We start from the raw sequence: 14174 nt of genomic DNA, 5'->3' as shown, positions 1-14174 counted from the left end.
GTTTTTCTATGGGCGCGTAATTACCAATCGTCAACGGCATGAGTGAGGGGAATACTGAGTGCGTGGTTTTTTAATAAGTTGTGCGCTGTTGTGGCATCTTTTTTTCAGTACTGTTGTCGCCGCCGACGGTATGTTGCCGGAAACGACAGTGGTGGTGCTTTATGAAGAGGACGGCGAAGCTACTCTTAGTATCAAGAACACCGATACGGGGCCGGCGCTGCTGCATTCCGTTGTTGAGAATGTGCCTGAAGACCTGGAGCCGCTACTGATTGTCACACCGCCAGTTACCCGTGTGGAGGCAGGCGACACCCAACTGGTGCGTTTTATCAGCACCCTGAAACAGCCGCTCAAGACCCAGCGGCTCAAGCGCGTGTCGTTCGAGGGCATACCCCAGGCGCGGGCGGCGGGCGGTGCGACCATCGGCATCACCCTGCGGCAGAATTTACCGCTGATCCTGCACCCCCAAGGCCTGCCGCGTCACCACACGCCCTGGGAGCTGTTGACGTGGAAGCGCGTCGGCGAACGGCTCAGCGTCCACAACGACAGCGCCTATGTGGTGCGCCTGGCGCCGGATGTGCAACTGCTGCCACAAGGCACGCTGGCGACATTGCCGCGCACTTACATTTTGCCCGGTGAGGCATTGGTGGCGAAGGGCGAAGGTCCGTTAGGCAATGTGGCTCACGTAGAGATCCAGCCCGCCACGGTCTACGGGTTTTCGGTAGATAACTACCGAGCGCCGGTCATCACCAATGAAGGTTGATCGGTTCATGATGGTCCCTTCGAGGCGGGGCATCGCCGGTACTGCCTGGCCCGGTCGGTCCAAGTTGTCCATCGGCTTCGCGGCGCTCTGGAGTTTGCCTGGTATCGCGACCGCGCTGGAACTCGGTGAAGGGTTTGACCTGGCGGCCCTCACCACCCACGGCATAGACCCCAAGGTTGCCGATTACTTTCGCAGTGCGGCGCGCTTTCGCGAAGGTGTCCAGGTGGTGGGGTTGCGGGTCAATGGCAACCCGCTTGGGCGGGTGGATGCTCGGTTTGGTCCACAGGGGGAGTTATGTTTCACCCCTGGGTTACTGGAGAAGGCGGGGTTGGTGAAACCCGGCGCAATCCTGCAGCCAGGCGCCAGGCCAGACCAGGCCTGCCATGACTTTCTCGGCGCATTTCCAGCGACGATGGTGCGCCTGCGTCCCGGTACCGACGAAGTGGTGCTGGTGGTGCCCACCCAGGCCTTGCGCGAACCCGAGTGGGAAAGCGGGGATTTTTCCCAGGGCGGCGCGGCAGCGTTGTTCAACTATGACGTGCTGGGTTACGACAGCCATTCGCGCAGCGGACCCAGCCGGTTCGTGTCGGCCTACACTGAAGCGGGTTTCAATCTCGACGATTGGATTGTCCGCAGCCGCCAGTTCTATGTGTCGGACAACGGCCAGACCCGTACCGAACACTTGCACGCTTATGCCCAGCGGGATATCGCCGCGTTGCGTTCGACGTTCCAGGCAGGCCAGCTCTCCAGTAATAGCCCGTTGTTTGGCGGGATCCAACTGTCTGGCGTGCAGTTTTCCCCCGATGGGCAGTCCAGGACACCCACAGGCGGCAATATCGCAGTGGTCGAGGGGCTGGCCCAAAGCCAATCTCGCGTCGAGATACGCCAGTCCGGTGTGTTGGTCCACAGTACGTTGGTACCTGAAGGACCGTTCCGGCTGACGGGCTTGCCCCTGCTCAACGCCACCAGCGACCTTGAGGTCAGCGTGATTGATGTGCGGGGCGCCAAGCGCAGTTTCGTGGTACCGGCGGCATCATTCGCGGGGGCTGCCCCGGCGGCGCCGGGTTACTATTTATCGGTGGGCGAACTGCGCAGAACGGCGGGTGAGGAAGGGCCATCCCCGGTGATCGCCATGGGCAGTGGCACCTGGGGGCTGGGGAGTCATTCGTCTGCGGGTTTTGGCTTGTTGAGTACCGATGACTATTGGGCGGCAGGGGGGACCCTGAGCAGCGTGTTTTTCCAACGGGTTTCTGTCAACGCACGCCACAACCTGTCCCGCGACAGCCACAAGGCCGTGTCCGGCTCACGCAGCAGCCTGTCGCTGAGCAGCCCGATCGGGGCCAATATCGACGTCAACCTCAGCGCCACCACCCAGACGCGTGGTTATCGCGAAGTCACGCAGGTGGGCCAGTCGCTCAGAGCCGATGATCTCAATTCGCACTTCAAAAACCAGTACACCGCAGGCGTGAGCTGGGCCGAACCCACGCTGGGCGTATTTTCTTTGAATTACACCCGCAGCGCGCAATTTGGCGGGCAAACCAGCGAGCATGTGTTTGCCTCATGGAACAAGTCGTTTGGCCGGGCCGATGTGGCGCTGATCGCTGACTCCCAAGTGGGCGGCTCACGGGCTCGCCGTGACGCCTACTATGCCGGTAGCCGGCGTGATCGTACGGTAGATAACGACGTGTCCCTGCGCTTGCAGGTCAGTGTGCCCCTAGGCGGCGATCGCCGTGTGAGCAGCTACACCAGCCGCCGTGGGGAGCAATTTACCGCCGGCACTGCACTGAGCGAACGGGTCAACGAGTATGTGAACTACGAAGTGGCGGTGGAGCGTGACATGCGAGCCCGGGAGCAATCGTTGCGTGGGCAAGTGGACGTGTTGCCACGCTATACACGAGTGGGCCTGGGCGTCAGCCGCGACCCGTTGGGTAGCAGCTACACAGGCCAGTTGCAGGGGGGCGTGGTGGCTCACGAAGGCGGGCTGACCTTTTCGCCGTACAGCGTGCAGGACACGTTCGGCATCGTCTCGGTCGGCGATATCGGCTCGGCGAAAGTCGAGACGCCACAAGGCCCGGTATGGACCGACTTCAGCGGCCAGGCGGTGATCGCCGGCTTGCCGGCCTACACCAACAGCCGCGTCCAGGTGCAGACCCCTTCCTTGCCCAAGCGTGTGGACCTGAAAAACGGCACCCAGGTCCTTGCGGCGGGCCGAGGCTCGTTCAATCACGTGGATTTTGACGTGGTGAAAGTGCGCCGGATGCTGGTGACCGCCAACGATCAGCACGGCCGGCCATTGCCTCAGGGCGCCTCGGTGTTCGGCAAGGGCAACCGCTTCCTCACCAGCGTGGTGGGCGAGGGCATGATTTTTCTCAACGACGTCTCCGAGTCGCAAAACCTGAGGGTTTCATTGCCGGACTCTCCCACTTGCCTGTTGCACATCGACCCCGAGGCCAAGCCTGACAATGACAAATTCTATGACGCGGTATCGGCGGTGTGCCAGGGTGGTTAAGCGTACCAGCCTGCCCTTGGCGCTCTCATGCATGCTGCTGGCAACGCTTGATGCGCAAGCTGAAAATTGTCGGCTATCGCTGAGCTCGCCGCGCATCGACTATGGCGCAATACGCCGGGACGCAGTGGTCGAAAACGCCGCTGTGGTGCTGGGCACTCGCACGTTCAACCTGACTGTGCTCTGCGTTGAGCCGGCGGTAATGGCCCTGCGTTTTGTCGCAGCGCCTGCCGATGGGCAAGGGTTTCGGTTTGGTCGTGAGGGGCGTTTTCGCTTGCGTCTCAAGCATGCCCAGGTCGACGGGCGAGCTGTCGGCTGGGTGTCTGCTCAAGCGCCTGACGAGTCGGCCAGAGGCCAGTTATTACCCGGCCAGGCCTTGGTCGCGCGCGCCGCAGGTGTGCCGGTGGCAGGGCGCCAACTCACCGCCCAGGTCGATCTCGACACCGAACTGCCCTTCGACGCGTTGATGGTACGCGGGGAGGCCCACCTTGAAGGGCTGGGCAGTTTCGAACTGATCAGCCAGGCTGTTCCACCGAGCCAATGAAGTTGGCGAGCTCGACTGTTTGCGGGTTGGCGAACAACACCTTCGGGTCACCGGTTTCATGCACCTTACCCTGGTGCATGAACACCAGCTTGTCGCCGACCTCACGGGCAAAACGCATTTCGTGAGTCACCATGATCAGCGTCATGCCGTCCTGGGCCAGTTGGCGCACCACGCTCAGCACTTCATTGACCAGTTCGGGGTCCAGGGCCGAGGTGATTTCATCGCACAGCAACACCTTGGGCGACATGGCCAGGGCGCGGGCAATGGCGACGCGCTGTTGCTGGCCGCCGGACAGGCGATCGGGAAAGGCGTCGAACTTTTCGCCCAGCCCGACCCGGTCCAGCATCTGCCTGGCCAGCTGGGCAGCCTTGGCTTTGGGCACTTTCTGCACCACTTGCGGCGCCAGCATCACGTTCTCGCCCACGGTCAGGTGCGGGAACAGGTTGAATTGCTGGAAGACCATGCCGACCTTCTGCCGCAGGCTGCGCAGGTCGGCGCGGGCGGCGTCAAGGTATTCGCCATCGACTTCGATGACGCCGTCGTTGATCGACTCCAGGCCATTGAGGGTGCGCAGCAAGGTGGACTTGCCCGAGCCGCTGCGGCCGATGATCGCCACCACCTGGCCTTCGTCCACCGTCAGGTCGATGCCCTTGAGCACGTGGTGATCGCCGTAATACTTATGCAGGGCAGAAATTCTAAGCAGAGGCATGCAGTCTCCTTTCCAGGTAGCGCGCACTGAGGGACAAGGGATAACAGAGCAAAAAGTAACCGAGGGCCACCAAGCCATAGACCATGAAGGGCTCAAAGGTGGCGTTGGCGAGCATGCCGCCTGTCTTGGTCAGTTCGGTGAAGCCGATGATTGAGGTCACGGCGGTGCCTTTGACCACCTGCACCGAAAAGCCCACCGTCGGCGCGACAGCAATACGCAACGCCTGAGGCAAGATCACATAGCGCAGTTGTTCAAGCGGGTTGAGGGCCAGGCTGGCCGAGGCTTCCCATTGGCCGTGGGCAATGGAGTCGACGCAGCCGCGCCATATTTCAGCCAGGTAGGCGCTGGTAAACAGTGTCAAGGCAATCGCCGCTGCAAGCCAGGGCGATATGTCCACGCCAAGCAGGGCAACGCCGAAAAACACCAGGAACAGCTGCATCAGCAGCGGCGTGCCCTGGAACAGTTCGATATAGGTGCGGGCCATATTGCGTGGGAACGCTTTGCGGCTGATGCGCAGGGTCATCACCAGTAAGCCGATCAGGCCGCCTCCGACAAACGCCACCAATGACAGCAACAGCGTCCATTGCAGGCCGGTAAGCAGGTTGCGCACGATGTCCCAGAACGAAAAATCACTCATCGGCTGTTCCTCATGACAAACCGTCGGCCGATCCAGTTGAGCAATTGACGAATCATCAACGCCATGCACAGGTACACCAGGGTGGTCAGGGCATAGGTTTCAAAGGCGCGGAAATTACGCGACTGGATAAAGTTGGCGGCAAAGCTCAGCTCTTCCGTGGCGATCTGCGAACACACCGCCGAACCGAGCATCACGATGATGATCTGGCTGCTCAGGGCCGGCCACACCTTGCCCAGGGCCGGTAGCAGCACCACATGGCGGAACGCTTCCAAGCGCGTCATTGCCAGCGCCGCCGCCGCCTCCAGTTGCCCCCGTGGGATGGCCTGGATGCCCGCACGAATGATCTCGGTAGAGTACGCCCCCAGGTTGATCACCATCGCCAGCACGGCGGCTTGCCACTCGGTGATTTTCAACCCCAGGGACGGCAGGCCGAAGAAGATAAAGAACAGTTGCACCAGGAACGGCGTGTTGCGGATCAACTCGACATACACCCCAAAGAACCACGCAAACGGCTGGATCTTCCACGCCCGTACCACCGCGCCGACAGTGCCCACGGCCACGCCGAGGATGGCGCCAATGGCCGTCAGCTCAAGGGTGAACAGCGCGCCGCGCAGGAGCAGGTCGGTATTGGCCAGCACCGGCACAAAGTCGAATTGATAGGCCATCTTTGAGCTCCGCGTCAGAGGTCGGCAGGCAGCGGTTCTTTGAGCCACTGCATCGCGTTTTTTCCCAGGCTGCCGTCAGCCTTGGCTGCCACCAGGATCTGGTTGACCTTTTCCAGCAGCGCCGGCTCGTTCTTGTTCACGCCCACGTACACCGGCGAGTCCTTGAGTTTCACCTTCAGTGCCGGTACGCGTTTGGGGTTGCGTTCGCTGATGGCCACCATGACCACGTTGCCGCTGGCGATCAGGTCCACCTGGCCGGCCAGGTAGGCAGCGATGGTGGAGTTGTTGTCTTCAAAGCGCTTGATCGTGGCTTCCTTGGGCGCTACCGCTGTCAGCTCGATATCCTCGATGGCGCCACGGGTCACGCTGATGGTCTTGCCCTTGAGGTCGTCGAGGCTGGCGATGGCGGCATCAGGCGGCCCAAACACGGCAAGGTAGAACGGTGCGTAGGCGTTGGAGAAGTCGATCACCTTTGCGCGCTCGGGGTTCTTGCCCAGGCTGGAAATCACCAGGTCGACCTTGCCAGTGGTGAGGAACGGGATGCGGTTGGTGCTGTTTACCGGCGTTAGTTCCAGCTTGACCTTGAGTTGGTCGGCCAGCAGCTTGGCGGTGTCGATGTCCAGGCCACGGGGTTGCATGTCAGGGCCGACCGAACCAAAGGGTGGGAAGTCCTGGGGGACGGCAACCTTCAGGGTGCCACGGGCGACGATGTCATCCAGACCGTTCGCCTGGGCGGGTGCCTGGCTCAGCATCAGGCTGGCAAACAGGGCAGTGAGCAGGGCGCTGTAGCGCTTGGTCATGGCAACTCTCCGAAAATGGCGAAGGAATTTTCTGAGTTTGCCCAGTGCACAGCCCATGCCAGCACCGTTCGGATCGTCTGCAAGGCTGATGTTTGTTGAGTTGCACAGGTCTTACTGGTCTGAACAGTGGTCAGGTTTTGCGCACCCTTTTCGAGCGTCGGCAAAAAGCGGCGAGCCCCTTTGGGGCGTGGCTTGCAGCCGGCCCTGAATAGTTTTACAACGGGGCACACCGCTATCGAAACCCAGAGCTTTTTATGAATTCCATTGCCCAAGCCGTACCGGAAGCGGCCTTGCAGGCCATCCGCAAACTGATCAAGGAGCAAGGCTTCGGGCCGGGCGACGCGTTGCCGTCCCAGCGCGACCTGGCGCTGCAATTGGGGGTGAGCCGGGCGTCGTTGCGCGAGGCGCTGTCGTCCCTCAGCGCTTTGGGCGTGGTCAGCGTGCAGCCGGGCAAGGGCGTGTTCGTGCAGGATGTGCAAGAGGCGCCGGGGTTCGCCTGGCCCTTTGCGGCGCAGGCCACGCCGCCGGATATCTTCCAGTTGCGCTACGCCTTGGAGGGGTTTGCGGCGGGCTTGGCAGCGGTGACACTAACCCTCGATGCACTGGACAGCCTGCAAGACAATGTTCAAGCCATGCGTAAAGTGCTCAAGGCGGGCGATTTCGAAGCGGCTGCCCGCCTGGACTTCGAGTTTCACCAGCGCATTTTGCTGGCCAGCGGTAACCAGGCCATGGTGAGCATCCTCAGTGCCAGTGCCGAGGTATTTTTGGAAAGTCAGAAGCTACCGTTCATCCGGCCGGAACGGGCCATGGAAACCTGGCAGGAACATCGCCGAATCCTGCGCGCCCTGGCCCGTCGCAGCAGTACGGCGGCGCAGAAAACCATGCAGGAACATATACGTAATGCAGCGTTGCGCACGGGCATTGCGTTCGTGACGCCCGCTACGCCATGAGTAGGGTCATACCCACACTCATTCAACTTCATAGCAAGACTCAATCAGACGCGGCTTCCTGAACAGGGGAAGGGCGGCTATGATGGGCAACGTTTTTTTTGCTTACAATCCGGAGACATCCATGAGCAACGATCTTATCAAGCACGTCACCGACGCGACCTTTGAGGCCGAAGTACTCAAGGCTGCCGGCCCGGTGCTGGTTGACTACTGGGCTGAATGGTGCGGCCCTTGCAAAATGATCGCTCCGGTCCTGGACGACATTGCAACCACCTACGAAGGCAAGCTGACCGTTGCCAAGCTGAACATCGACGACAACCAGGAAACTCCGGCCAAGCATGGCGTACGTGGTATTCCTACGCTGATGCTGTTCAAGAACGGCAATGTTGAAGCGACTAAAGTGGGCGCGCTGTCGAAGTCCCAGCTGCAAGCTTTCCTCGACGCGAACATCTAAGCGTCGTCAAAAAAGCCCCGCAAATTGCGGGGCTTTTTCGTAAAGCAGGGCTAGACGCTCCGAAATCCAGGTGGTACATTCGGCCCCGCAGTGGTTTCTCCACTGCCCCCTGCAAGCCGTCGCCGACGCATTCCTTTTCGATTAGTACGCGATCCTGTCGCCTTCTCTGCGGCGCGGCCTCATTAAGCCAAAAGCTTAATTTCCCCCCTCCATAAATGATTACGTCATTCCTATATGAATCTGACTGAACTCAAGCAAAAGCCGATTACCGACCTGCTCCAACTGGCCGAAGAAATGGGCATAGAAAATATGGCCCGTTCGCGCAAGCAGGACGTGATTTTCTCCCTGCTCAAGAAGCACGCGAAAAGCGGCGAGGAAATCTCCGGTGATGGCGTGCTGGAGATTCTCCAGGACGGCTTCGGCTTCCTCCGCTCTGCAGACGCGTCCTATCTCGCCGGCCCAGACGATATCTACGTCTCGCCGAGCCAGATCCGTCGCTTCAACTTGCGCACCGGTGACACCATCGTTGGCAAGATCCGTCCTCCGAAGGAAGGCGAGCGTTACTTCGCCCTGCTCAAGGTCGACACGATCAACTTCGATCGCCCCGAGAACGCGAAAAACAAGATTCTCTTCGAGAACCTGACTCCGCTGTTCCCGACCGTGCGCATGAAGATGGAAGCCGGTAACGGCTCCACCGAAGACTTGACCGGCCGTGTGATCGACCTCTGCGCTCCAATCGGCAAAGGCCAGCGTGGCCTGATCGTCGCACCGCCGAAAGCCGGTAAGACCATCATGCTGCAGAACATTGCAGCGAACATTGCGCGTAACAACCCTGAAGTTCATCTGATCGTGCTGTTGATCGATGAACGTCCGGAAGAAGTGACCGAAATGCAGCGCACCGTGCGCGGCGAAGTGGTTGCCTCGACGTTCGATGAGCCGCCAACCCGTCACGTGCAGGTTGCCGAAATGGTGATCGAAAAGGCCAAGCGCCTGGTCGAACACAAGAAAGACGTGGTGATCCTGCTCGACTCCATCACCCGTCTGGCCCGTGCCTACAACACCGTGATCCCGAGCTCCGGCAAGGTGCTGACCGGTGGTGTCGATGCCCACGCCCTGGAGAAACCGAAGCGTTTCTTCGGCGCTGCGCGCAACATCGAAGAAGGCGGCTCGCTGACCATTATCGCCACCGCGCTGGTTGAAACCGGCTCGAAGATGGACGAAGTGATCTACGAAGAGTTCAAGGGTACCGGCAACATGGAACTGCCTTTGGACCGTCGCATCGCTGAAAAGCGTGTGTTCCCTGCGATCAACATCAACCGCTCCGGCACCCGCCGCGAAGAGTTGCTGACCGCAGACGACGAACTGCAGCGTATGTGGATCCTGCGCAAACTGCTGCACCCGATGGACGAAGTCGCTGCCATCGAGTTCCTGATCGACAAGCTGAAAACCACCAAGACCAACGACGAGTTCTTCCTGTCGATGAAACGTAAGTAAATACTGCGTTTGTGGTCCAAAAAAATGGCGCCCCCCAGGGGGCGCCATTTTTTTTGCGTCGAGTTTGTGTGGTTTTTATGGCATAAGTATCAGTTAAGTAACAAAAATTGACGCGTGACTACGCTCATTCCTTTCGTCACAGACTGACCACATTCATATGACCACTCTTGCTTACCGCAGAGACATCGACGGCCTGCGTGCCATCGCTGTCCTTGCAGTCGTGTTGTTTCACTTTGGTGTACCAGGCATTACTGGCGGTTTTGTTGGCGTTGACGTGTTTTTCGTCATTTCCGGCTTTCTGATTACGTCAATTATTTGGCGTGAGCGTCAGGCCGGCCGCTTCAGCTTCATCGACTTCTGGGCCCGCCGCGCCCGGCGTATCTTGCCGGCCCTGTTTGTGATGATCGCGGCGACGCTGGCAGTGGGTTGGTTTCTGTTGGCGCCCAAGGACTATGAAGAGTTGGGGCGGTCTGCGCACTATCAGGTGACCTTTACCTCAAACCTGCTGTTTTCACGCCAGCACGGCTACTTTGATGCCTCATCCGACATCAAGCCCTTGCTGCATACCTGGTCGCTCGCAGTAGAAGAGCAGTTCTATATTTTCTTTCCGTTACTGCTGACCTTGCTTTCCAGTCGCTTGAAGCACTGGCGCCTGGCATTGTTCGCGGTGCTGCTGGTGTCGTTTGGCATGAGCGTCTGGGCGGTTCAGCATGAGCCGCAGAAAGCTTTCTTCCTGTTGCACCTGCGGGCCTGGGAACTACTGGCCGGTGCGATGCTGGCGGTGCAGCCCAAGCGTGAATGGCGCGCCTCGCCGGCCTTAGCTCAAGGGGTTAGCCTGGCTTCGCTGGCATTGATCCTCATCGCTGTGCTGGGCTACGACGCTAAAACCCCGTTCCCAGGTGCGACCGCGTTGTTGCCCGTGCTGGGGGTGGTCGGGTTGATCTGGGCCAACGGCCAGCAATCGACCTGGGTCGCTCGCCTGTTGGGCACGCGGATCATGGTGGGCATCGGGCTGATCTCTTATTCCTGGTATCTGTGGCATTGGCCCGTATTCGTGTACGCCAACTACGCCGCGGTGGATGGCTTGAGCGCGCTAGAACTGGCGGGGCTGATGCTGCTTTCACTGGTGCTGGGCTATCTGTCCTGGCGCTTCGTGGAAACGCCGTTCCGGGAAAAACGTTTGCTGGCTTCGCGTAAGGCGATTCTGGCTTCAGCCGTGGTCGGCATTCTGGGGCTGGGCTTCACTGGCCTTGCGATACGCGAAGCTGACGGCGTGCCTTCGCGCTTGTCCGAACAGGCGTTGCGTTTTGCCCAGGCCAAGAAGTGGAGCCCGGACTTGTTGGCGTGCATGGCCGACAAAGATACCCCCGATGAACGCTTGTTCTGCCATTTCGGCCCCAAAGGCCAATCGGTTTCAGCGTTGGTATGGGGCGACAGTCACGCCACCGCGCTGATACCGGCGCTCAAAGACGGCGCTGATCGCCACGATATCAGCCTGGTCGAAGCCAGCTTTGCCGGCTGTATTCCCCTCGATGGCCTGGAGAATATTGCCCGCTGCGCGCATTTCAACCGGCGCGTCGAGAAGGCCATGGCCGAGCAGACTTTCAGCGATGTGGTGTTGGCCGCTCGCTGGAGCCTGTATGTGTATGGGCAGATGTCGGGTGACAAAGAACATGCGCTCAAGGACCCTGGCACCGGCCAGTACGTGCGTGCCGTCGCCGAACAACGCTTTGCCCAAGGCCTGCGCGAGCGCGTCCAGGGCTTGCGCGCTGCCGGGCACAAGGTCTGGCTGGTCAAAGAAGTGCCGCTGCAGGAAATCATCGTGCCTTACCGTCTCAGCCGCCTGGCCATGATGAACCGCTCCGTGGACGGTGAAGGGCTCGCCGTGGCCGAGCATGTGAAGCGTCAGGCGTTTATCACGCAATTGTTTGACGAATTGGCGGCGGCCGACAGCGGTGTCGCGGTGCTGGACCCTGCGCCATTACTGTGCGGCTCCGATGGGTTGTGCCGCGTCGAACTCAATGGCCGCGCGCTGTATACCGACGATAATCACCTTTCGGACGTTGGGGCGCGACACATCGAAGCCTTCCTGGAGCCGTTGTTCAGTTCCTTGCAATCACGCGGATTGACGGCCAATTAAGCTGCCAGCCGCCCTCAGAGCAGGTAGGATGTACGCCTATTTTACGGGTGGCATGGTTAATGAAATTCAAGGATCTTCGGGATTTCGTGCAGCAACTTGAGCAGCGCGGAGAGTTGAAACGTATCCAGATGCCGATTTCTCCGGTGCTGGAAATGACTGAGATTTGCGACCGTACCTTGCGCAACAAGGGCCCGGCGCTGTTGTTCGAAAACCCGACCGGCTTTGATATTCCGGTGCTGGGCAACCTGTTCGGCACTCCCGAGCGCGTGGCCTTTGGCATGGGCGCCGAGTCTGTCAGCGAACTGCGCGAGATCGGTAAGCTGCTGGCCTTTCTCAAGGAGCCCGAGCCGCCCAAGGGCTTGAAGGACGCTTGGTCCAAGCTGCCGATCTTCCGCAAAATCATCGCCATGGCCCCCAAGGTGGTCAAGGACGCGGTGTGCCAGGAAGTGGTTATTGAAGGCGATGATGTCGACCTGGCCATGCTCCCGGTGCAAACCTGCTGGCCCGGCGACGTCGGCCCGCTGATCACCTGGGGCCTGACCGTCACCAAAGGCCCGAACAAGGACCGCCAGAACCTCGGTATCTACCGTCAGCAAGTCATTGGTCGTAATAAAGTGATCATGCGCTGGCTGAGCCACCGTGGCGGCGCCCTCGACTTCCGTGAATGGTGCGAGAAGCATCCCGGCAAGCCGTTCCCGGTCTCCGTGGCCCTGGGCGCCGACCCAGCGACCATCCTCGGCGCCGTGACCCCGGTGCCCGACAGCCTGTCCGAATACGCCTTCGCCGGGTTATTGCGTGGCAACCGCACCGAGCTGGTGAAGTGCCGTGGCAACGACCTGCAAGTGCCGGCCACCGCTGAAATCATCCTCGAAGGCGTGATTCATCCAGGCGAGATGGCCGATGAAGGCCCCTACGGCGACCACACCGGCTATTACAACGAAGTCGACAGCTTCCCGGTGTTCACCGTCGAGCGCATCACCCATCGGGTCAAGCCGATCTACCACAGCACCTACACGGGCCGTCCGCCCGATGAACCGGCCATCCTCGGTGTGGCGCTCAACGAAGTGTTCGTGCCGATCCTGCAAAAGCAATTCCCGGAAATCACCGACTTCTACCTGCCGCCCGAGGGCTGTTCGTACCGCATGGCCATCGTGACCATGAAAAAGTCGTATCCGGGGCATGCCAAGCGGGTAATGCTCGGTGTGTGGTCGTTTTTGCGACAGTTCATGTACACCAAGTTCGTTATTGTCACCGACGACGACATCAATGCCCGGGACTGGAACGACGTGATCTGGGCCATCACCACGCGCATGGACCCCAAGCGCGACACGGTGATGATCGACAACACGCCCATTGACTACCTCGACTTCGCGTCGCCGGTATCGGGGCTGGGCTCAAAGATGGGCCTGGATGCCACGCATAAATGGCCGGGCGAAACCACGCGTGAGTGGGGCCGGGTGATCGTCAAGGATGAAGCCGTCACGGCGCGGGTCGATGCGATCTGGAAAGAATTGGGAATAGATTGATGCGTGTAACCCTGCAACCTTCCGGTGCTGTGCTGGAACTGGCCCCTGGCGAGCGAATCCTCGAGGGCGCACGCCGCCTGGGCTATGAGTGCCCCCAAGCCTGCCGTAATGGCGTGTGCCATGTCTGCGCGGCGTTGTTGGTTGAAGGCCGCGTAAGGCAGGCCGGGGAGGAGCGCGATCAGGGTGAGTTCTACACCTGTATCGCCGAGCCGCTGGAGGACTGCGTGGTGTTGTGGGATGGCGTTCTGGCGCCGGGAGAGTTGCCGTTGCGCCAATTGTCGTGCCAATTGATCGAATGTGTGCAAGTGGGTGGCGATGTGTGGCGTGTGCGCCTGCGCGCCCCGGCAGGCAAGGCGGTGCGTTACCACGCCGGGCAATACCTGATGATCGAGCGGGACAGCGGCGAGAAATCGGCGTTCTCCCTGGCCTCGGCGCCCCATGCCGGGCGTGAGTTGGAGTTGCATGTACTGGCACGGGAAGTCAGTGCGCGCAGCCTCATCGAGCAGTTGCAGCGTAACCAGATGGCGCGCGTCGAGCTGCCGTTTGGTGACACTCACCTGGCCGAACTGCCGGATGGGCCACTGGTACTGATGGCCGCCGGTACCGGCATGGCGCAAATGCACAGCCTGATCGAGCATTGCCGCGCTTCAGGCTTCAAGCACCCGGTGCATCTGTATTGGGGCGTGCGCCTGCCGGAAGATTTCTACGAAATCGAGCATTGGGACCAATGGCTGCATTTACCCAACCTGTTCCTGCACAAAGTGGTCAGCGACCTGTGTGGTTGGGAAGGGCGCTGTGGTTTGCTGCATGAGGCGGTGTGCGAAGACATTGCCGACCTCAATAGCGTGCACGTCTACGCCAGCGGTTCACCGGCGATGATCTACGGCACCCTGGACGCACTGGTCAACGCCGGCATGGATGCGCACCGGATGCGCGCCGACGTCTTCGCCTACGCCCCAAGGCCCTGAAGCCTTGCGCTGATAATGTGGGAG

13 protein-coding genes are annotated in these 14174 nt (G+C 60.4%); 9 read left to right on the top strand and 4 right to left on the bottom strand.

Going from position 1 to position 14174, the window contains the following annotated elements; genetic code table 11:
- Positions 1–88: 88 nt before the first annotated feature.
- The 3 genes from DK871_RS17380 to DK871_RS17370 are packed head-to-tail and all read left to right on the top strand — an operon-like array spanning position 89 to position 3810.
- Positions 89–760, top strand: coding sequence for a fimbria/pilus chaperone family protein (locus DK871_RS17380; RefSeq protein ID WP_161906002.1), 672 nt, complete (start codon positions 89–91; stop codon positions 758–760).
- Between the two features lie 7 nt (positions 761–767).
- Positions 768–3269 (top strand): fimbria/pilus outer membrane usher protein, encoded by a 2502-nt coding sequence (locus DK871_RS17375; protein ID WP_375139743.1) that lies wholly within the window; start codon positions 768–770, stop codon positions 3267–3269.
- A gap of 31 nt (positions 3270–3300) precedes the next feature.
- Positions 3301–3810, top strand: coding sequence for a hypothetical protein (locus DK871_RS17370; RefSeq protein ID WP_161906000.1), 510 nt, complete (start codon positions 3301–3303; stop codon positions 3808–3810).
- On the opposite strand, the gene DK871_RS17365 is transcribed toward DK871_RS17370, so the two are convergent.
- From DK871_RS17365 to DK871_RS17350, 4 genes are read right to left on the bottom strand one after another with little or no spacing between them, the layout of a single operon-like run.
- Positions 3782–4519, bottom strand: coding sequence for an amino acid ABC transporter ATP-binding protein (locus tag DK871_RS17365; protein ID WP_161905999.1), 738 nt, complete (start codon positions 4517–4519; stop codon positions 3782–3784). The two genes, DK871_RS17370 and DK871_RS17365, sit on opposite strands and share 29 nt — an antisense overlap.
- Positions 4506–5156 (bottom strand): amino acid ABC transporter permease, encoded by a 651-nt coding sequence (locus tag DK871_RS17360; protein ID WP_032894590.1) that lies wholly within the window; start codon positions 5154–5156, stop codon positions 4506–4508. The genes DK871_RS17365 and DK871_RS17360 overlap by 14 nt, the downstream gene beginning before the upstream one ends.
- A complete protein-coding gene (locus DK871_RS17355; RefSeq protein ID WP_161905998.1) occupies positions 5153–5821 on the bottom strand; it encodes an amino acid ABC transporter permease in 669 nt (222 codons plus the stop codon). The genes DK871_RS17360 and DK871_RS17355 overlap by 4 nt, the downstream gene beginning before the upstream one ends.
- Before the next feature lie 14 nt (positions 5822–5835).
- Positions 5836–6621 (bottom strand): transporter substrate-binding domain-containing protein, encoded by a 786-nt coding sequence (locus tag DK871_RS17350; RefSeq protein ID WP_122365591.1) that lies wholly within the window; start codon positions 6619–6621, stop codon positions 5836–5838.
- Between the two features lie 254 nt (positions 6622–6875).
- On the opposite strand from DK871_RS17350, the gene DK871_RS17345 reads away from it, so the two are divergent.
- The 6 genes from DK871_RS17345 (at position 6876) to DK871_RS17320 (ending at position 14150) form a co-directional block, all read left to right on the top strand.
- On the top strand, positions 6876–7571 hold the full coding sequence (locus DK871_RS17345; RefSeq protein WP_034134033.1) for a FadR/GntR family transcriptional regulator: 696 nt from the start codon (positions 6876–6878) through the stop codon (positions 7569–7571).
- A 121-nt stretch (positions 7572–7692) separates the two neighbouring features.
- Entirely contained in the window at positions 7693–8022 is a 330-nt protein-coding gene (gene trxA, locus DK871_RS17340) for a thioredoxin TrxA (protein WP_034129019.1), read from the top strand.
- A 234-nt stretch (positions 8023–8256) separates the two neighbouring features.
- Entirely contained in the window at positions 8257–9516 is a 1260-nt protein-coding gene (gene rho, locus DK871_RS17335) for a transcription termination factor Rho (RefSeq protein ID WP_003176825.1), read from the top strand.
- Positions 9517–9673: 157 nt separating this feature from the next.
- Entirely contained in the window at positions 9674–11656 is a 1983-nt protein-coding gene (locus DK871_RS17330; protein ID WP_161905996.1) for an acyltransferase family protein, read from the top strand.
- Positions 11657–11715: 59 nt separating this feature from the next.
- Positions 11716–13182, top strand: a complete 1467-nt coding sequence (gene ubiD, locus DK871_RS17325) for a 4-hydroxy-3-polyprenylbenzoate decarboxylase (RefSeq protein WP_003195329.1) — start codon at positions 11716–11718, stop codon at positions 13180–13182.
- Complete coding sequence (locus DK871_RS17320; protein WP_161905994.1) at positions 13182–14150, top strand: CDP-6-deoxy-delta-3,4-glucoseen reductase; 969 nt, start codon at positions 13182–13184, stop codon at positions 14148–14150. The genes ubiD and DK871_RS17320 overlap by 1 nt, the downstream gene beginning before the upstream one ends.
- Positions 14151–14174: the final 24 nt, after the last annotated feature.

Origin of the sequence: Pseudomonas sp. L13 (assembly GCF_009935965.1) — a bacterium.
Classification (GTDB): Bacteria; Pseudomonadota; Gammaproteobacteria; order Pseudomonadales; family Pseudomonadaceae; genus Aquipseudomonas; species Aquipseudomonas lactis.
The sequence above is the reverse complement of the archived record's forward strand: the minus strand, read 5'-3'. Positions and strand labels throughout refer to the sequence as shown.